The following is a 19,075-nucleotide window of genomic DNA, read 5'->3' on the forward strand; positions in this document are numbered from 1 at the left end:
GGGGGGGGGGGGCGCACTGCGTGGCTTTGCAAGAAATGCAAGGCGCCGCATATCCCCCTGATCCTCCCAATGCGTCCCCCTCACCCTAACCCTCTCCCCAGGGGGGAGAGGGGATTCAAGGCTTTTTGCGTTCCCGACAGCGCGATGCGCAGAACCGGCAAAAGCCGTTCCGAAGAGGCAATCACCCTCTCCGCCCTTTCCGTACCATCCGTTCATCAAGACAGCCGGAGCCGGTCCTGCCGGCCCGGCCAGGAACGGACCACGCATGACCATCCAGGACTTCCATCCCTCCCGCCGGACGGTCCTTTCCGGCAGCGCCGCCCTCGCCGTTGCGGGCAGCGGCCTGCTGGGCGCGCTCCCCGGCACCGCCGCCGCGGCCGAAAAGATGGCCACCCGCCAAGACCCGACCAAAGGAACGAAACCGATGCTCCAGGGCAGCTACGTCACCACCAAGGACGGCGTCCAAATCTACGTCAAGCAGTGGGGTCCGCAGACCGGCCAGCCGGTGGTCTTCAGCCATGGCTGGCCGCTGACCGGCGACGCCTTCGAAGACCAGATGATGTTCCTGGCCCAGCATGGCTACCGCACCATCGCCCATGACCGCCGCGGCCATGGCCGCTCGTCGCAGCCCGGCTTCGGCAACGATCTCGACCATTACGCCGACGATCTGGCCGCGGTGACCGAGGCGCTGGACCTGAAGAACGCCGTCCATGTCGGCCACTCCACCGGCGGCGGCGAGGTCGCGCGCTACATCGGCCGCCACGGCGTGTCGCGCGTCGCCAAAGCGGTGCTGATCGGCGCCATCACGCCCATCATGGTGAAAACCGACTGGAACCCGGAAGGCGTTCCGCTGGAGGTGTTCGACGGCATCCGTGCCAGCGTGAAGGCCGACCGGTCGCAGTTCTTCAAGGACCTGACGATCCCCTTCTACGGCTACAACCGGCCCGGCGCCAAGGTCTCGCAGGGCGTCATCGACAGCTTCTGGCTGCAGGGCATGATGGGCGGGCTTCAGGCCGAGTATGAATGCATCAAGGCCTTCTCCGAGACCGACCAGCGCGACGATCTGAAGAAGATGATCGTCCCGACGCTGGTGCTCCATGGCGACGACGATCAGGTCGTCCCGCTCGCCACCACCGGCAAGGCCGCCGCGGCGATGCTGCCGAAGGGCACGCTGAAGGTCGTCGCCGGCGGTTCGCACGGCATGTGCACCACCCAGAAGGACCTCGTGAACGAGGAACTGCTGGCCTTCATCCGCGCGTAACCGGGAAACCGGGACACTGTCCTCCAAACAGCAACAATTATGTTCTGATTGGTAGAATTGTTCCAAAATCCCGGAATGTGCCAATATCCTTTCAGACGACGCCGCCGACGAAAACGGCAGCCAACCCCTTCAAAATCCACACGGAACAGGAAACGATCATGACCTTCCCGGCCAAGTCGCTCATCAACGCCGACGACACCGTCTTCATCTTCATCGATCACCAGCCGCAGATGTCCTTCGGCGTTGTCAACATTGACCGCCAGCAGCTGAAGAACAACACGATCGCGCTCGCCAAGACGGCCAAGCTGTTCGGCGCCTCGACCATCGTGACCGCGGTGGAGACCGAGAGCTTCTCCGGCTACATCTGGCCGGAGCTGATGGACGTCCTGAAGCAGGACCCCATCGAGCGCACCTCGATGAACAGCTGGGATTCGGAAGAGCTGGTGGCCGCCGTCAAGGCGACCGGCAAGAAGAAGCTGGTCATCGCCGCGCTGTGGACCGAAGCCTGCCTGCTGTACCCGACGCTGTGCGCCATCGAGGAAGGCTTCGAGGTCTACATCGTCACCGATTGTTCGGGCGGCACCTCCAAGGAGGCCCACGACGCCGCGGTTCGCCGCATGGAGCAGGCCGGCGCCCATTCCATCACCTCGATCAACGTCCTGCTGGAAATCCAGCGCGATTGGGCCAAGCGCGGCACCTATGACGGCGTGATGAACATCGTCCGCGAGCATTTCGGCGCCTACGGCATGGGCGTCGATTACGCCTACACCATGGTCCACAAGGCCCCGCAGCGCGGCGAGTTCGCGCACAAGGTGACCGGCGCCGCCGCGCACGAACATGCGTAATCGGCACGCCTGATCCTGTCCCCGGTGCCCGGTTCCGGCCGGGCACCGGCCCCAATCTACAGACCGGGAGACCGGACCCATGATGCCCTATCTCCTTTCGGCCGGCGCCGGTATCCTGGTCGGCGTCATCTATGCACTGATCGGCGTCCGCTCGCCGGCACCGCCGACCATCGCGCTGATCGGACTGCTCGGCATGCTGGTCGGCGAGCAGGTGGTGCCGGTGGTCAAGCGCATGATCGCCGGCGAACCGGTCGTCGCCTTCATCCAGACCGACTGCGCCCGCCATGTGCTGGGTCCGCAGGCCGGAGCCGACAAGCCGCCGGCCGATCTGGTTCAGGCCGACGAGGCCGGCAAGGGAAAGAAGGCATGATGCCGCCCGCCCCTCCCGCCATCAGCCGCCGCAAGGCGATGGCGGGCAGCGCCGCCGCCTCGCTGCTCGCCGCGCCGCTGCTGTCCACCCTCGCGTCCAGACCCGGGAATGCCGCCATGCCGAACACCGCACCCACTGGTGACCTGATCCTCGTCAACGCCAAGGTCACCACGCTCGACCGCGCCAACCCGCAGGCCAGCGCCATCGCCATCCGCGACGGCCGCTTTCTCGCCGTCGGCACGGAGGCCGAGGTGCGCGCCGCGGCGCCCCAGGCGACGGTGATCGACGCCAAGGGCCGGCGTGTGATCCCCGGGCTGATCGACAGCCACATGCACATCATCCGCGGCGGCCTGAACTACAACATGGAGCTGCGCTGGGACGGCGTGCCGAGCCTCGCCGACGCCATGGCGATGCTGAAGCAGCAGGCGGCCATCACCCCGGCGCCGCAATGGGTCCGCGTCGTCGGCGGCTTCACCGAACACCAGTTCGCGGAAAAGCGCCTGCCGACCATCGAGGAGCTGAACGCCGCCGCGCCCGACACGCCGGTCTTCATCCTGCATCTCTACGACCGCGCCCTGCTGAACGCCGCGGCCCTGCGCGCCGTCGGCTACACCAAGGACACCCAGAATCCGCCCGGTGGCGAGATCGTGCGCGACGCCGCCGGCAATCCGACCGGCCTGCTGCTGGCCCAGCCCAACGCGACGATCCTCTATTCGACGCTGGCCAAGGGTCCGAAGCTGCCGCCCGAGTACCAGCTGAACTCCACCCGCCATTTCATGCGCGAGATGAACCGGCTGGGCGTGACCGGGGTGATCGACGCCGGCGGCGGTTACCAGAACTATCCCGACGATTACGCCATCATCGAAAAGCTGCATGCCGACGGCGAGCTGACTCTGCGCATCAGCTACAACCTGTTCACCCAGAAGCCGAAGGAGGAGCTGTCCGATTTCGCCGGCTGGGCGTCGAAGGTCAAGCCCGGCGACGGCGACGACAGTTACCGCCACAACGGCGCCGGCGAGATGCTGGTCTATTCCGCCGCCGATTTCGAGGATTTCCGCGTCGCCCGCCCCGACATGCCGCCCAACATGGAGGGCGATCTGGAACCGGTGATCCGCCTGCTGGCCGAGAACCGCTGGCCGTGGCGCCTGCACGCCACCTATGACCAGACCATCAGCCGCGCGCTGGACGTGTTCGAGAAGGTTAACCGCGACATCCCCTTCGACGGGCTGCACTGGTTCTTCGACCATGCCGAGACGATCAGCGACCGCAACATCGACCGCATCGCCGCGCTCGGCGGCGGCATCGCCGTCCAGCACCGCATGGCCTACCAGGGCGAATATTTCGTCGAGCGCTACGGCACCAAGGCGGCCGAACGCACCCCGCCGATCGCCAAGATGATGGCGGCCGGCCTGCCGGTCGGCGCCGGCACCGACGCCACCCGCGTCGCCAGCTACAACCCGTGGGTCTCGCTGTCCTGGCTGGTGACCGGCAAGACGGTGGGCGGGCTCGGCCTCTATCCCCAGGCCAACCTGATGGACCGCGAAACCGCTCTGCGCCTGTGGACGGAGGCCAACACCTGGTTCTCCAACGAGCAGGGCAAGAAGGGCCAGATCAAGGCCGGCCAGCTCGCCGACCTCGCCGTGCTGTCCGACGATTTCTTCTCGGTCTCCGAGGACCGCATCGCCCATCTGAACTCCGTGCTGACCATCCTCGGCGGCGCCGTGGTGCATGGCGAGGGCGATTTCGGTCCGCTGGCGCCGCAACTGCCCAAGCCGATGCCGGACTGGTCGCCGGTGCGGACCTTCGGCGGCTATTACAAGTCGGCCGATGCCGGTTCGGGCGACCAGCGCCAGGCGCTCGCCTCGGCCTGCGGCTGCGCCACCGGCTGCGGCGTCCACGGCCACGACCACGCTGCCGCCTATGCCACCGACGTTCCGGCCGCCGACGTGCAATCCTTCTGGGGCGCGCTGGGCTGTGGCTGCTGGGCGGTTTGACCTCTCTCCCCTAAAGCGGATCCCCTCTCCCCCCCGGGGAGAGGGTTAGGGTGAGGGGGTCGCGCGGCGGCCCTTACCCGAAAATCCTCCCTGTGCATCCCCCTCACCCCGACCCTCTCCTCGGGGGGAGAGGGAGAATCCCGCGATTCCCCAACCCGGAACACCCCCGCCATGACCCTCCGCTCCTTCGAACGCCCGGCGGAACGCATCGTCGATCGCATCCTGGACTGGGACGGCACATGGCTGCTGGCCCGGCTGGCGCTGGTGGGTGCCTACCTCCTCGGCGGTTTGGTGAAGCTCACCGACTGGCCGGGCGCCGTTGCCGAACAGGCGCATTTCGGCCTCACCCCGCCGGCGCTCTGGGCGGCCCTGACCATCCTGGTCGAACTGGTCGGCCCGCTGCTGATCCTGCTGGACCGCGCGCTCTGGCTCGGTGCCGGCGCGCTCGGCGTCTTCACCGTTCTGGCCGCCCTGATCGCCAATGATTTCTGGACGATGGCGGGACAGGAGCGCTTCATGGCCACCAACGCCTTCTTCGAGCATATCGGTCTGGTCGGCGGCTTCGTCCTGGCGGCGATCATCTCGCGGATGCGCCGCCGCCTCGGCCCGAACGACTGAAAAAGGGGAACGCCATGGCCCCGTCCTCTCCCCCCGTCGCGGCGCCGCTGCCCTGGCTGCTGATGCTGCTGTCGGTGACGACCGGTCTGGTCGACGCCACCAGCGTGCTCGGCCTCGACAAGGTGTTCACCGCCAACATGACCGGCAATATCGTCTTCCTCGGCTTCGCCGCCGCCGGCACGCCGGGTTTCGACGTCGCCCCCTATCTGACGGCGATCAGCGCCTTCCTGATCGGCGCGCTGGTCGCCGGCCGCACCGGCAAGGCCCATGTCGGCCGTCCGCTGCGTCGCTGGCTGCTGAGCGCCGCCGCCATCGAGGCCGGGCTGCTGTGGCTGGCGGCCTTGCTGGCATGGCTGCGCCAGGGTGGAGAAGCCGCCAGCCACTCGGCCGGCTTCTACGGCATCATCCTGCTGACCGCGTTGGCGATGGGCTTCCGCAATGCGACCATCCGGCAGCTGAAGGTGCCGGACCTGACCACCACGGTGCTGACCCTGACACTGACCGGTCTGGCGGCCGATTCCCGGCTGGCCGGCGGAGCCGACACCAACTGGATCCGCCGCATCGGCAGCGTCGTCGCCATCTTCATCGGTGCCGCCATCGGCGCCGCGCTGGTGACGCACAGCGGCCTTGCCGCGCCGCTGCTGCTGGCCGGCGCGCTGGGTCTGGTCGGTACCGCCGCCTGCGCCCTGCATCCCGCTGCCGCCACCCCGGCCGCCGCCTGATCCCCTCGACTCTTCCGAAGCAGAACAGCGGACCCCCAGCATGTCGCCATCCGGTCAGTTCGAACTTGTCCTTGGCCTGATGGCGGCGATCATCGTGCTGGAACTGGCGGCCAAGCGTCTGCGCATGCCGCCGTCCGCCGTTCTGGTGCTGGGCGGCATCGCGCTCGCCCTGGTCCCCGGACTGCCGGAGATCACGCCCGATCCCGACCTGACCCTGCTGCTGTTCCTGCCGCCGCTGCTGTTCGCCAGCGCCTATTTCACGGTGTGGAGCGACTTCCGCGCCAACCTGCGCATCATCCTTCAACTGGCGGTCGGCGCCGTCGCCTTCACCACGCTGGCGATCGGGGTGGCCGCCCATCTGGTGATGCCGTCGCTGCCCTGGGCCGCCTGCTTCACGCTCGGGGCCATCCTGTCGCCGCCCGACGCGGTGGCGGCCAAGGCGGTTCTGAAGGGCCTGCCGCTGCCGCCGCGCATCGTCACCCTGCTGGAGGGCGAGAGCCTGGTAAACGACGCCACCGGGCTGGTGCTGTTCCGCATCGCCATCGCCGCCGGGATGACCGGCACCTTCGACGCCGCCGACGCCTCGCTGGAGTTCCTGTGGCTGGCGATCGGCGGGGTGGCCGCCGGCGTGGTCTTCGGCCATGTCGCCGCGCTGCTGCTGGGTCGTCTGCGCGACGTGCCGCTCAGCATCGTCGGTGGCTTCCTCGCCGCCTGGGGCAGCTATCTGGGCGGCGAGGCGCTGCATGTGTCGGGCGTGCTCGCCACCGTCGGCTGCGGGCTGGTGATGGGCCGGCGCCAGCACGATGTGTTCACCGCCCAACTCCGCACCCACGCCAACGCGGTGTGGGCGGTGGCGGTGTTCCTGATGGAATCGATGGTCTTCATCATCATCGGCCTGTCGCTGCGCGGAGTGCTGGGCCGGCTGGCGGAAGCCGGTACCGGCCTGACCGATCTGCTGCCGATGATCGTCGCCGTCACCCTGGCGATGGTCCTGTCGCGCTTCGCCTGGCTCTTCCCCTCGACCTACCTGCCGCGCTTCCTGTTCCCAAGCTTACGCCGCCGCGATCCCTACCCGTCGGTGGCGGTACCGGTGATCATGGGCTGGGCAGCGATCCGCGGCGTGGTCAGCCTTGCCGTCGCCCTGTCGGTTCCCGTGGAGTTCCCCGGCCGCGACATCATCCTGGCGACCACCTGGGCGGTGATCCTGCTGTCGATCCTGGGACAGGCGACCACGCTCGCCCCGCTGATCCGCAAGATGCGGCTGGGCGGCTTCACCCTGGAGCGGCGCCCGACCCTGTCGGAATCGGAAACCCGCATCCGCATGGCCCGCGCCGCGCTGGAGGCGGTGCGCAAGCGCTCCGGCACGCCGGACGGCCGCCAGCGTCACCCCCGCCTGCTCGAACAATACGCCCACCGCGCCACCATGGCCGAGCGCTTCCACGAGAGCGAAGGCATGCTGCAGGAGGACCGGCGCGAGCATTTCGCCGCCGTCCTGGCCGCCAACCGAGCCGCCCGCGCCGAGATCCTGGGCCTGCACCGCGGCGGCCGCATCCACGACACGGTGCTCCACCGCCTGGAAGCGGAACTGGACCTGGAGGAACTCAGCGCGGAGCAGGCGCTGGCGGAGGGGGAGGGATAAGTCCCTCTCCCGCCCCGGGAGAGGGAAGGGGCCCATGCGCAGCATGGGAAGGGTGAGGGGTGACGCAAAGCTCAGAAATCCATGTCCGGATTGCCCCTCACCCTCCCTACTTCGTGGGTCCCCTCCCTCTCCCGGGGCGGGAGAGGGCAATCATTACGCCGCCTCGCCCACCGGCGCCGGCTTGGCCGCGCGCAGGATCATGCCGAACAGGTCGCGCGGCTCGTCCGGATCGGCCAGCATGTCCAGATTCTCGTAGAGCCCGGTCTCCGCCACCTTGTCGCGGACATAGCGCAGGGCGGAAAAGTCCTCTGTCGCGAATCCCACCGAATCGAACAGCGTGATCTGCCGCGCGTCGCGCCGGCCAACCGCCTGCCCGGTCATCACCGTCCACAGTTCCGTCACCGGATGGTCGGGCGCCAGCTGCTGGATCTCGCCCTCGATCCGTGTCTGCGGCGGATATTCGACGAAGATGTCCGAGCGCAGCAGGATGTCGCGGTGCAGTTCCGTCTTGCCGGGGCAGTCGCCGCCGACCGCGTTGATGTGCACGCCCGCCCCGACCATGTTGTCGGTCAGGATGGTGGCATACTGCTTGTCGGCGGTGACGGTGGTGATGATCTGCGCGCCCTCCACCGCCTCTTCGGTCGACTTGCAGGCGGTGATCTCGAAACCCTGGTCACGCAGGTTGCGCACGCATTTCTGCGTCGCCGCCGGGTCGATGTCGTAGAGCCGCAGCTTGCCTATGCCCAGCAGCGCCTTGAAGGCCAGCGCCTGGAACTCCGCCTGCGCCCCGTTGCCGATGATCGCCATGCAGGCCGCATCCTTCGGCGCCAGATGCTTGGCCGCAACGGCGGAGGTGGCGGCGGTGCGCAGCGCCGTCAGGATCGTCATCTCCGTCATCAGCACCGGATAGCCGTTGCCGACATCGGCCAGCACGCCGAAGGCGGTGACGGTCTGCCGCCCTTCCCGCGTGTTCTTCGGATGGCCGTTGACGTATTTGAAGCCATAGGTGCGGCCGTCGCTGGTCGGCATCAACTCAATCACGCCCTCCGCGCTGTGGGAGGCAACCCGCGGCGTCTTGTCGAAGCTCTCCCAGCGGCGGAAATCCTCTTCCACATAGGCCGACAGCTCGGTCAGGAAGCGCTCCACGCCGATGTGCAGCACCAGCTTCATCATGTGATCGACGCTGACGAAGGGAACGAGGTTCAGGTTCGGAATCATTGTCGGACGCTCCGTTCGTTCAGAAACTGCGGGTGGGGTAATCGAGAACGCGGCGCCCCATCAGGCTCGCCAGCAGTTCCACCATCAGGGTCGCGGTCCGGCCGCGCTCGTCCAGGAAGGGGTTCAGCTCCACCAGATCGACGCTGCTGACGAGACCGGTGTCGTGCAGCATCTCCATGACCAGATGCGCCTCGCGGAAAGTGGCGCCGCCGGGAACCGTGGTGCCGACGCCGGGCGCGATGCCGGGATCGAGGAAATCGACGTCCAGGCTGACATGCAGCAGCCCGTCCGCCTCCACCACCCTCTTCAGGAACGGCCGCAGCAGGGCGACGATGCCGTGCTCGTCGATCTTGCGCATGTCATGGACGGTGATGCCGGAGGTCTCCAGCGCCCGCTGTTCGGCCGGATCGACGCTGCGGATGCCCATCATGCAGACATTGTGGGGGTCGAGCCGGGCCGGAGGCGGCGGGAAATAGCCGTCGAAACCGCTCCGCCCGGTGGCATAGGCCATCGGCACGCCATGCAGGTTGCCGCTCTCCGTCGTCTCCAGCGTGTGGAAATCCGGATGCGCGTCCAGCCACAGCACGAACAGCGGCCGACGCATCTCGGCGGCGCGCTGCGCCAGCCCGGTCAGGGTGCCGGCGGCAAGGCTGTGGTCGCCGCCCATGAAGATCGGCATGGCGTCCTGCCCGGCGCTCGCCTCATAAGCGATCTGCGACAGCGCGGCGGTCCAGCCCGCCACCTCCGGCAGGAATTTCAGCGCGGCGTTGCCATGCACCATCGGCCGCTGCGGCACCGGCGCCACGTTGCCGAGATCGATCACGCTGTGGCCGAGGTCCGACAGAGCCCGCGCGATGCCGGCGGTGCGGTAGGCGCTGGGTCCCATTTCGCAGCCCAGCCGGCCCGCCCCATCCTGCACCGGCACGCCGACCAGCCGGCACTGCTTCGTCTTTGTCTTCTGGTAGGACATTGTTTGGTCTCTTGCCTGTTCCTTCCACCAGCAAACCACAAGCTTCCGGCGGAACGGACAGGGCAATTTGACAAAACTCTCCATCGGGCCTACCAAACTGGACAGCCAAGCTTTCCAGAATGTCGAAGGACTGCGAAAATGACGCTCGACCAGCTCGACGAGAAGCTCATCACCCTGCTGCGCCATGACGGCCGCCGCAGCATTTCAGACCTCGCCATCGAACTCGGCGTGTCGCGGGCGACGGTGCGCTCGCGGATGGAGCGGCTGGAAAGCTCCGGCATCATCACCGGCTACACCGTGATCCTGCGCGCCGACACGGTGGAGGCGCCGGTGCGCGGCATCATGCTGATCGAGGTGGAGGGGCAGGCGACCGACCGCGTGGTGCGGACGCTCAGCGGCTTCCCCGAGATCATGGAGATCCACAGCACCAACGGGCGTTGGGATCTGATCGTCGAACTGTCGGCCGCCAGCCTGCCGGAATTCGACGGCGTGCTGCGCCGAATCCGCCTCATTCCCGGCATCACCACCAGCGAGACGAACCTTCTGTTGAACACCCCGCGCAGCACCCGCGCCCGGCTGTAGACCGCTCCCGACTTGCCAATCCGCGCAGACCAAGCTTTCAATCTGGCAAGTTTACCCGAGTCTTCCGTCACTTTTTCATCTTTCGGCCGCCATCTGCTTCACGGATGCTCCGCGTCCCCAACGAAAACGGGACGCCGCATGGACCAGCATCGCATCGCCATCGATCGTATCGCCAGCGTCGGCCAGGACGGGCCGGGGCACCGCCACCCTCCCACCAACCCTGCCGCCACCATCGCCGTGCAGGCGGACGGCATCCACAAGCGGTTCGGATCGCTGGAGGTGCTGAAAGGCGTGTCGCTGACCGCCCGCGAAGGCGACGTCATCACGCTGATCGGCTCGTCGGGTTCGGGCAAGAGCACGCTTCTCCGCTGCATCAACATGCTGGAGGTCCCTGACGAGGGCCGCGTCACCATCTGCGGCGAGACCCTCGCCATGAAGACGGCACGCGGGCGGACCATGCCGGCCGATTCCCGGCAGGTCGACCGCATCCGCAACAGCCTGGGCATGGTGTTCCAGAACTTCAATCTCTGGACCCACATGACCATCCTGGAAAACGTCATCGAGGCGCCGGTACACGTCCTTGGCGTACCGAAGGGCGAGGCCATCGACCTCGCGAGAAGCCTGCTCGACAAGGTCGGCATCCTGGGCAAGGCCGATTGCTACCCGGTCCAGCTCTCCGGTGGGCAGCAGCAGCGCGCCGCCATCGCCCGCGCGCTCGCCATGCAGCCGAAGGTGATGCTGTTCGACGAGCCGACCTCCGCGCTCGACCCCGAACTGGTCGGCGAGGTGCTGCGCGTCATCCGCCAGCTGGCCGACGAAGGCCGCACCATGATCCTGGTGACGCACGAGATGGACTTCGCCCGCGAGGTCTCCTCCAAGGTCGTCTTCCTCCACCAGGGCCGCATCGAGGAGGAAGGGGCGCCGGACACCGTGCTGACCAACCCCGACTCCGACCGCGTGCGGCAGTTCCTGTCCCGCCATCTCGCCGCCTGACGCGCACCCGCGTCCTTCGGAACAATCGACAGAGGGAACGCCGATGCTGGACTTCATAACCCAGGGCCTGCACGGCTGGGGGCCACAGCTGCTGTCCGGGACGGCGATGACCGTCGCGGTGGCGCTGTCCTCCTTCCTGCTCGGCCTCGCCTTCGGGGCCGCCGGCGCCGCCGCCAAGCTCAGCGACAGCATCCTGCTGAAGGGGCTGGCGGAGCTTTACACCACCGCCGTGCGCGGCGTGCCGGAACTGCTGGTGATCTACCTGCTGTTCTTCGGCGGGTCCGGCATGATCATGGCGGTGGCCGGCGTGTTCGGCTACAGCGGCTATGTCGAACTGAACGCCTTCTCCATCGGTGTCGCCGCCGTCGGGCTGATCTCCGGCGCCTATTCGACCGAGGTGATCCGCGGCGCCGTCAAAGCGGTGCCCTACGGCCAGATCGAGGCGGCGCGCGCCTGCGGCATGGGGCGCTGGCGCATCCTGCGCCGGGTTCTGGTGCCGCAGACCCTGCGCTTCGCCCTGCCCGGCCTGGGCAATGTCTGGCAGCTGACGCTGAAGGACACCGCGCTCATCTCCGTCACCGCGCTGGCCGAGATCATGCGCGTCGCGCACATCGCCGCCGGCTCCACCCGGCAATCCTTCCTGTTCTACAGCGTCGCCGCCCTGCTGTACCTCGCGCTCACCACCGTCTCGACGACGGCGTTCCAGCGGGCCGAGCGCTACGCCAGCCGCGGCGTGCGGAGGGCCTGACGATGAACTGGACTCTGATGTGGGACAGCCTGCCGCGCCTGCTCGCGGCCCTGCCCCTTACCCTGGAGCTGGTGGCGCTGGCGCTCGCCTTCGGCGCGGTGCTGGCCTTCGCCACAGCGCTTCTGCGCCTGTCCGGCAACCGCATCGCGGTGGCGCTGACCTCCGCCTACACCTTCGTCTTTCGCGGCACGCCGCTGCTTGTGCAGATCTTCCTGATCTACTACGGCCTCAGCCAGATCGATGTCGTGCGCGACAGCTTCCTCTGGCCCCTCCTCAGCCAGCCGATGTGGTGCGCCATCCTGGCGTTGGCGCTCAACACCGGCGCCTACACGTCCGAGATCCTGCGCGGCGCCATCGAAACCGTGCCGCAGGGACAGGTGGAGGCGGCACGGGCCTGCGGCATGTCGCGGCTGCGGGTGTTCCGCCGCATCGTCCTGCCGGTGGCGATCCGCCAGATGCTGCCGGCCTATGGCAACGAGGTGATCCTGATGGTCAAGGCCAGTTCGCTCGCCAGTACCATCACGATGATGGAGATCACCGGCGTCGCGCGGCGGATGATCGCCCAGACCTTCGCGGTCTTCGAGATCTTCATCGTCGCCGGCATCCTCTATTTGCTGATCAACTTCATCGCCACCCGCCTGATCCGCCATGCCGAATGGCGCATGACCCCCTATCTGCGCGCACGGGCGTGAGGGGCGTATTGAATGCCCTCTCCCGCCCCGGGAGAGGGAGGGGACCCGCGCCATAGGCGTGGGGAGGGTGAGGGGCGATCCAAGCATCCCGAACCGCATCGCTCCTTGGATCACCCCTCACCCTTCCCGCTTCGCGGGCCCCTTCCCTCTCCCGGGGCGGGAGAGGGAGCTTCAAGCAAGACCCCAATTCGCACGCACGGGCGTGAGGCGCAGCAATTCATGCTATCCTGCCGTCCGACCTCGACTGCACCAGCCACCGGACGACATGACCACCGCCGTCAGCGATCAGGACCGCCTCATCCCCACCGACTCCGGCCGCCTCTATGTGAAGGATTGGACCCCGGACACGGAGACCGCCGGCACGCTCCCGCCGATCCTGCTGCTCCACGATTCGCTCGGCTGCGTCGATCTGTGGCGCAGCTTTCCCGCCAGCCTTGCCGCAGCGACGGCGCGGCGGGTCGTCGCCTATGACCGGCTGGGATTCGGGCGTTCCGATCCCCATCCCGGCGTCCTCGCCCGCGATTTCGTCGCAGCGGAGGCGCGGGATACCATCCCCCTTCTGCTCGACCATCTCGGCATCGGCGATTTCGTCGCCTGCGGCCACAGCGTCGGCGGCGGCATGGCGGTGGAGACCGCGGCGCACTTCCCCACCCGCTGCCGGGCGCTGGTGACCATCGCCGCCCAGGCCTTCGTCGAGGAACGGACGCTCGACGGCATCCGCGTGGCGAAGCAGGGCTTCCAGGATCCGGCGCAGCTCGCCCGGCTGGCGAGATACCAGGGCGACAAGGCGCGCTGGGCGGTCGATGCCTGGACCGAAAGCTGGCTGTCCCCCGCCTTCGCCGACTGGACCCTGGACACGCCGCTGTCGCAGGTCCGCTGCCCGGTGCTGGCCCTGCATGGCGACCGCGACGAATACGGGTCGGCCGAGCACCCGGCCCGCATCGCCGCCGGACGCGGCACCGTCCGCCTCCTGCCCGACACCGGCCACGTCCCCCACCGCGAATGCGAGGACGAGGTGGTCGAAGCGATCCGGGCCTTCCTTTCGGAAACCTGACGCGACCCCACCGACGCTGCCTATCCGGCCGGGCCGGCACCCGCCACGCGATCGCGCTCGGCCCGCAAGGCGGCGAGCTTCGATTCCAGCTTGCCGATCTTCCGGTCGAGCTTGCGCAGGCGCTTGCGCGGCGCCTTTCCCTCGGCGGGGTCGGCCTGGACAGCTTGCCGGCCCGCTTCTCTGCCCCCTTGGGCGATCCTGTCGTTGATCGCCGCCTTGGCCGCGTCGCTCAGCCGCTTCCACCCCTTCACCTCCGCCTTGGTGCGGTGGCAGCCCAGGCAGGCACCGTCGCCACCGAACCGGCAGAGGCCGATGCAGGGGTTGTCCCTCGCCCTGCCCAATCTGTCCTTCGATTTTCCGCTCATCTGTCCTGTCGCGTGGTCGTCTCCAGTCGCAGACAAAGTGCACCGCAAATCCAGCGCGGCAATGGCGGCTGACCACGCAGCAAATCCATACAGTCCATAAGATCAACGCCCAACCAGTCGATTGTATGGAGAAATCGGGATATCAAAGCCCGCGATATGATGCGTCAAACCGACGCACGACGGAGTTACCAGCACAAATATCCCTACAATGCTCTTGAGCAATCCGTACGATTGATCCATACAAGCCGCATCGCCGGAGGGCCGCCGCTCCATGCGCCTGACAGGCGCGGGCGGGCGGCCGGACGGTTTCTTCGTGCCAGGTGATCCATGCCCAGCGATGCGCCCATCATCACCCGCCGCCCGGACCATGCGACCGTCCCCCCGGAGCAGGCCCCGGCCCCAGGTCCAGCCTATGCCCCCCACCGCAAGATCCACCCCAAGGCGGTGCGCGGGCGATACCGGCGCGTGAAGACGCTGTTGGGCGCGGTCCTGTTGGCGCTGTTCGCCGTCATCCCCTGGCTGCGCTGGGAGCGCGGGCCGGGCCTGCCCGATCAGGCGGTCCTGTTCGACCTGGGCAGCCAGCGCTTCTACATCTTCGCCCTGCAACTGTGGCCGCAGCATGTCTACTACATCACCGGCGTGATGATCCTCGCCGCCATCGGCCTGTTCCTGGCGACCGCGCTCGGCGGCCGGGTCTGGTGCGGCTTCACCTGTCCGCAGACGGTGTGGACCGACCTGTTCGTCTGGGTGGAGCGGCGGGTGGAGGGCGACCGCGGCGACCGCATCCGCCTCGACCGGCACCCCTGGACCGCCGGCTGGCTGGCGAAGAAGACGGTCAAGCACACGGCGTGGCTGGCGGTCTCGCTGGTCACCGGCTTCCTCGGCATCGCCTATCTGACCGACGCGCCGACGCTGGCGGTCGATTTGCTGCGCTTCGACGCCTCGGCGCTTGCCGCCGGCTCCGTCCTGTTCATCGCCGCCTGCACCTATGCGATGGCCGGCTTCATGCGCGAACAGATGTGCTTCTACGTCTGCCCCTGGCCGCGCATCCAGGCCGCCATGCTGGACGAGGAGAGCCTGGTCGTCACCTATCAGGACTGGCGCGGCGAAGGACGCGCGCCGCTGCGCAAGAGCGAGGGCTGGGACACCCGCACCCACCAGGGCTATGGCGACTGTATCGACTGCGGGCAATGCGTCCAGGTCTGCCCGACCGGCATCGACATCCGCGACGGCATCCAGATGGAATGCATCGGCTGCGGCCTGTGCGTCGACGCCTGCAACGACGTGATGGCGCGCATCGGCCGGCCCGGTGACCTGATCCGTTTCGACACGCTGACGTCCCAGGCGGCGAAGGCCACCGCCGTTCCGCCGCCCCGCTACCGCCTGATCCGGCCGCGCACCATCGTCTATGGCCTGATGCTGGTCGTGGTCGGCGGGGCGATGGCGATCGCGCTGGCGTTGAGGTCCAGCAACGACATCTCCGTTCTGCGCGACCGGGCGCCGCTGTTCGTGACGCTCAACGACGGCCGCATCCAGAACGCCTACACCATCAAGATCGCCAACATGTCGCTGGTGGAGCGCCATTACCGCCTCACCCTCGCCGGCCTGCCGCAGGCGAGCCTCAGCTTGTCCGGCGACGGCACCGAGGCCGGCGCGCTGTCGCTGTCCGCCCGCGCCAACGCGGTGGAGACCTACCGCATCCAGGTCCGCGTGCCCCATGCGGCCTTGACCGGCTCCTCCACCCCGGTGACCGTCACCCTGACCCCCGACACCGGCGACGGCCAACCGGTCCGGCACGACAGCGTCTTCCTGGCGCCGTGACCGAATCGCCCACAGGAGCTTTCCCTCTCCCGCCCCGGGAGAGGGAAGGGGCCCATGCGGAGCATGGGAAGGGTGAGGGGTGATTCAAGGAGCTATGCGCTTCTGGATCCTTGCCCTACCCCTCACTCTCCCGCCTTCGGCGGGTCCCTCCCTCTCCCGGGGCGGGAGAGGGCATTTATCGTCGATGCGTGATTGCTTGCGGCACCCGCACTGAAACGCGCATATGCTATCGACACTGCCGCAGCATGCAGGCAAGGGAACGGCCAGGAAATCCATGCAATCCGATAACGCAGGACAAGCCGAAACGTCGGACACCGGCATCTGGCAACCCGACCTGACCAACCGCGCGCGGCCGGTCTATCTCGCCATCGCCGACGCCCTTGCCGGCGACATCGCCGACGGGCGTCTCGCGGCGGGACAGAGGCTGCCGCCACAGCGGGTGCTGGCCGACCGGTTGGGGGTCGATCTGACCACCGTCAGCCGCGCCTACACCGAGGCCCGCCGCCGCGGCCTGCTCGACGCCCGTGTCGGCCAGGGCACCTTCGTCCGCGCACCGAATGCGCCATCGGAAAGCGCCGCACCTGTCCCGTCCCAGCGCCCGGCTTTCGCCCCGGCCGCGGTCATCGACATGACCATGAACCAGCCGCCGCTGCCCGACTCGCCGGAGTTGCTGGACCGCGTGCGGCAGGGGCTGGCCCAGGCGATGCTGCACCTCGATCCGCAAGCGCTGCTGCGCTATCCTGAGGCCGACGCCGGTTTCCGCGCCGGGGAAGACGACCGTGCCGCCGGCGCGCATTGGCTCGGCAGACGTCTGCCCGACCTTGAGGATAGCGGCCGGATCGTCGTCTGTCCCGGCACGCAGAGCGCCTTGCTGGCCCTGCTCTGCATGCTCACCCGCCCCGGCGACACCGTCTGTACGGAGGCGCTGACCTATCCCGGCTTCAAGGCGATCGCGCGGCAGCTTGGGCTGCGGGTGGTCGGGGTGGCGATGGACGGCGACGGGCTCGACCCCGACGCTCTGCGCGCCGCGGTGGAGGCCCATGCTCCAAAGGCGCTCTATTGCACCCCCACCCTGCACAACCCGACGACGGCGACCCTGCCGGCGGAGCGGCGCGCCGCCATCGCCGACATTGCCCGCACGCACAACATCCCGATCATCGAGGACGACATCTACGGCGTGCTGCCGCAGGACGCCCCGCCACCCATCGCCGCGCTGGCGCCCGACGTGACCTTCCACGTCGTCGGTCTCGCCAAATGCGTGGCCCCCGGCCTGCGCGTCACCTATGTCGCCGCCCCCGACGCCCGTCAGGCGTCAAGGCTGGCCGCCACCCAGCGCGCCACCATCCTCGGCACGCCGCCGATCCCCGCCGCCGTCGCCACCCAATGGATCACCGACGGCACCGCCGGCGCCCTGCTGACCGCCATCCGCACCGAGGCCACCGCGCGCCAGCGGATCGCCCGCGACCTGCTTCCAGCCGAATCGGTCACTGCCCACCCAGACGGCTTCCACCTGTGGCTGACCCTGCCGCCGACCTGGACGCGCGGGGAGTTCGCCGCCCATCTGCGGAATGCCGGCATCGCCGCCGCCGTCAGCGATGTCTTCCTCACCGCCGGCCCGGCGCCGGAGGCCCTGCGCATCTGCCTCGGCGCTCCGGTGACCCGCGCCGATTGCCGCCGCATGCTGGAAACCCTCGCCGATGCCCTCGACCAGAGCCCCGCGCTCGCCGGCATCGTGATCTGAGCCGTCAGGCCAGATCCCGCGCCATGCCCGACCGGACCAGCAGATCGGTATCGGGGGAGAAGCGCGCCTTCAGCGGCAGCATCGCCGCCCCCAGCACGCGGGCCATCGGACCGATGGAGCCTGCCAGCACCGGCGCGGCCTTCAGCCCCGACCGGTTGAAGCCTTCCACCGCCGCCGCCAGCCGTTGGGTGAAGCGGTCACGCCAGGACGGCGGCAGGAAGCCGTCGACCACCACCTCCTGAAAATCGATGACGCTGAGGGCCGACACGACGGCGCGCGACAGCTCGGCGCAGGCGGTTTCGGCCCAGGCGTCGAAGATGGCGTCCGCCCGCTCGCCGCTGCCGTCGGCCAGGGCGGCGGACAGCGCCGCCGACGGATCGATCCCGGCGGCGGCCAGTTCCCGCTCCAACAGGAAGATCGAGGCGGCGTGAATCAGTTGCCCCGGCGACGCGCCCGGCCCGGCCGGGTTGGTCGGCCCGGTCGGCCCAGTCGGCATGGATCCGATGGCCCCGGCATTGCCCTGCTCGCCGCGATACAGCCGCCCGTCGATCACCACCCCGCCGCCGATGAAGGTGCCGAGATAGATGTAGAGCGCGCTGCGGCTGGTGATGGCATGGCCGGCGATCATCTCCGCCGCGCAGGCCGCCGCGGCGTCGTTGTAGCGCGTAACCAACAACCCGGTTTCCCGCGCGAAGGCGCCGCCGATGTCGGCATCGCGCCAGCCGTCCAGCGCGCCCGGCGCCAAGCCCAACTCCGCCGACCACGCATGGATCTCGTCCGGCATGGCGACGCCCAGCCCGACCACCCGCGACCGCGCCGCCGGCGACAGATGCCCCAGCAGCCCGACCGCCTGCGCGATGGCGGTGGAGATCGTCGGCTCCGGCAGCGGCGCGTCGTAGCGCACCCGGCTCGCCCCCATCTCCTCGCCCAGCATGTTGATCAGGATCGCCTCGACGCTGCGCCGGCCGATCTTCACCCCCAGCGAATAGGCCCCCTCCGGGTTCGGCGCGATCGGGGTGGAGGGCTGGCCGACCTGCCCGCGCACCTTGTCCAGCTTGACCAGCAGCCCGTCCTCCAGCAGCCGGTTGACGATCACCGACGCCGCCTGCCCGCTCAGCCCGGTCTCCCGCGCGATTTCCGCCTTTGACAGCATGCCGGCCTGCAGCAGCGCATGCATGACCAGCCGCTCGTTGTAGGCGCGCAGCCCGGTGGTATCGCCGCCCCGCATGCTCCCGCCGCCTCCTGCCTCGGATGTCACCGACAATCCGTATAACAACCGATCATAACAAAATCAAAGTGATTTATTTAGTGGCGGCGCGAAGCCCTCTCCCGCCCCGGGAGAGGGAGGGGACCCGCGCCGTCAGGCGTGGGGAGGGTGAGGGGTGAAGCAAGGATCAGAAATCCATGTTTGGATTGCCCCTCACCCTTCCCGCCGCTTTGCG

General features: G+C 68.4%; 18 protein-coding genes. 14 read left to right on the top strand and 4 right to left on the bottom strand.

Annotated elements, in window-relative coordinates; genetic code table 11:
- Nucleotides 1–424: 424 nt before the first annotated feature.
- The 7 genes from TSH20_RS17220 (at nt 425) to TSH20_RS17255 (ending at nt 7,449) form a co-directional block, all read left to right on the top strand.
- Nucleotides 425–1,261, top strand: coding sequence for an alpha/beta hydrolase (locus TSH20_RS17220; protein ID WP_348770442.1), 837 nt, complete (start codon nt 425–427; stop codon nt 1,259–1,261).
- Nucleotides 1,262–1,419: 158 nt separating this feature from the next.
- Complete coding sequence (locus TSH20_RS17225) at nt 1,420–2,106, top strand: hydrolase (RefSeq protein WP_109075863.1); 687 nt, start codon at nt 1,420–1,422, stop codon at nt 2,104–2,106.
- Nucleotides 2,107–2,185: 79 nt separating this feature from the next.
- The gene (locus TSH20_RS17230; RefSeq protein ID WP_085082383.1) at nt 2,186–2,476 is read left to right on the top strand and encodes a XapX domain-containing protein; all 291 of its coding nucleotides are present in this window, start codon (nt 2,186–2,188) and stop codon (nt 2,474–2,476) included.
- A complete protein-coding gene (locus TSH20_RS17235) occupies nt 2,473–4,470 on the top strand; it encodes an amidohydrolase (protein ID WP_247871294.1) in 1,998 nt (665 codons plus the stop codon). The genes TSH20_RS17230 and TSH20_RS17235 overlap by 4 nt, the downstream gene beginning before the upstream one ends.
- Before the next feature lie 171 nt (nt 4,471–4,641).
- The gene (locus TSH20_RS17245; protein WP_109075864.1) at nt 4,642–5,088 is read left to right on the top strand and encodes a DoxX family protein; all 447 of its coding nucleotides are present in this window, start codon (nt 4,642–4,644) and stop codon (nt 5,086–5,088) included.
- 14 nt (nt 5,089–5,102) lie between these two features.
- The gene (locus TSH20_RS17250; protein WP_109075865.1) at nt 5,103–5,810 is read left to right on the top strand and encodes a YoaK family protein; all 708 of its coding nucleotides are present in this window, start codon (nt 5,103–5,105) and stop codon (nt 5,808–5,810) included.
- Between the two features lie 40 nt (nt 5,811–5,850).
- A complete protein-coding gene (locus TSH20_RS17255) occupies nt 5,851–7,449 on the top strand; it encodes a Na+/H+ antiporter (RefSeq protein ID WP_109075866.1) in 1,599 nt (532 codons plus the stop codon).
- A gap of 153 nt (nt 7,450–7,602) precedes the next feature.
- On the opposite strand, the gene TSH20_RS17260 is transcribed toward TSH20_RS17255, so the two are convergent.
- Nucleotides 7,603–8,667 (bottom strand): ornithine cyclodeaminase, encoded by a 1,065-nt coding sequence (locus TSH20_RS17260; RefSeq protein WP_109075867.1) that lies wholly within the window; start codon nt 8,665–8,667, stop codon nt 7,603–7,605.
- A 19-nt stretch (nt 8,668–8,686) separates the two neighbouring features.
- Nucleotides 8,687–9,637, bottom strand: coding sequence for an arginase (gene rocF / locus TSH20_RS17265; protein ID WP_109075868.1), 951 nt, complete (start codon nt 9,635–9,637; stop codon nt 8,687–8,689).
- 138 nt (nt 9,638–9,775) lie between these two features.
- Here rocF and TSH20_RS17270 point away from each other — a divergent pair, with 138 nt between their 5' ends.
- From TSH20_RS17270 to TSH20_RS17290, 5 genes are all read left to right on the top strand, one after another.
- Nucleotides 9,776–10,219, top strand: coding sequence for an Lrp/AsnC family transcriptional regulator (locus TSH20_RS17270; RefSeq protein WP_109075869.1), 444 nt, complete (start codon nt 9,776–9,778; stop codon nt 10,217–10,219).
- A gap of 138 nt (nt 10,220–10,357) precedes the next feature.
- Nucleotides 10,358–11,212, top strand: coding sequence for an ATP-binding cassette domain-containing protein (locus TSH20_RS17275; protein WP_109075870.1), 855 nt, complete (start codon nt 10,358–10,360; stop codon nt 11,210–11,212).
- 43 nt (nt 11,213–11,255) lie between these two features.
- Nucleotides 11,256–11,960 (top strand): ABC transporter permease subunit, encoded by a 705-nt coding sequence (locus TSH20_RS17280; protein ID WP_109075871.1) that lies wholly within the window; start codon nt 11,256–11,258, stop codon nt 11,958–11,960.
- A gap of 2 nt (nt 11,961–11,962) precedes the next feature.
- Nucleotides 11,963–12,652: an ABC transporter permease gene (locus TSH20_RS17285; RefSeq protein WP_109075872.1), complete on the top strand. Its 690-nt coding sequence runs from the start codon at nt 11,963–11,965 to the stop codon at nt 12,650–12,652.
- Nucleotides 12,653–12,917: 265 nt separating this feature from the next.
- A complete protein-coding gene (locus TSH20_RS17290; protein ID WP_109075873.1) occupies nt 12,918–13,706 on the top strand; it encodes an alpha/beta hydrolase in 789 nt (262 codons plus the stop codon).
- A gap of 20 nt (nt 13,707–13,726) precedes the next feature.
- On the opposite strand, the gene TSH20_RS17295 is transcribed toward TSH20_RS17290, so the two are convergent.
- Nucleotides 13,727–14,071, bottom strand: a complete 345-nt coding sequence (locus tag TSH20_RS17295; protein ID WP_199231952.1) for a DUF1289 domain-containing protein — start codon at nt 14,069–14,071, stop codon at nt 13,727–13,729.
- Nucleotides 14,072–14,398: 327 nt separating this feature from the next.
- On the opposite strand from TSH20_RS17295, the gene ccoG reads away from it, so the two are divergent.
- The gene (gene ccoG, locus TSH20_RS17300) at nt 14,399–15,892 is read left to right on the top strand and encodes a cytochrome c oxidase accessory protein CcoG (RefSeq protein ID WP_109075874.1); all 1,494 of its coding nucleotides are present in this window, start codon (nt 14,399–14,401) and stop codon (nt 15,890–15,892) included.
- A 274-nt stretch (nt 15,893–16,166) separates the two neighbouring features.
- A complete protein-coding gene (locus tag TSH20_RS17305; RefSeq protein ID WP_109075875.1) occupies nt 16,167–17,633 on the top strand; it encodes a PLP-dependent aminotransferase family protein in 1,467 nt (488 codons plus the stop codon).
- 4 nt (nt 17,634–17,637) lie between these two features.
- Here TSH20_RS17305 and TSH20_RS17310 read toward each other — a convergent pair whose 3' ends face one another.
- Nucleotides 17,638–18,861 carry an ROK family transcriptional regulator gene (locus TSH20_RS17310; protein WP_199231951.1) on the bottom strand — a complete coding sequence of 408 codons (1,224 nt, stop codon included), beginning with the start codon at nt 18,859–18,861 and terminating at the stop codon, nt 17,638–17,640.
- Nucleotides 18,862–19,075: the final 214 nt, after the last annotated feature.

Source organism: Azospirillum sp. TSH20 (assembly GCF_003115935.1).
Classification (GTDB): Bacteria; Pseudomonadota; Alphaproteobacteria; order Azospirillales; family Azospirillaceae; genus Azospirillum.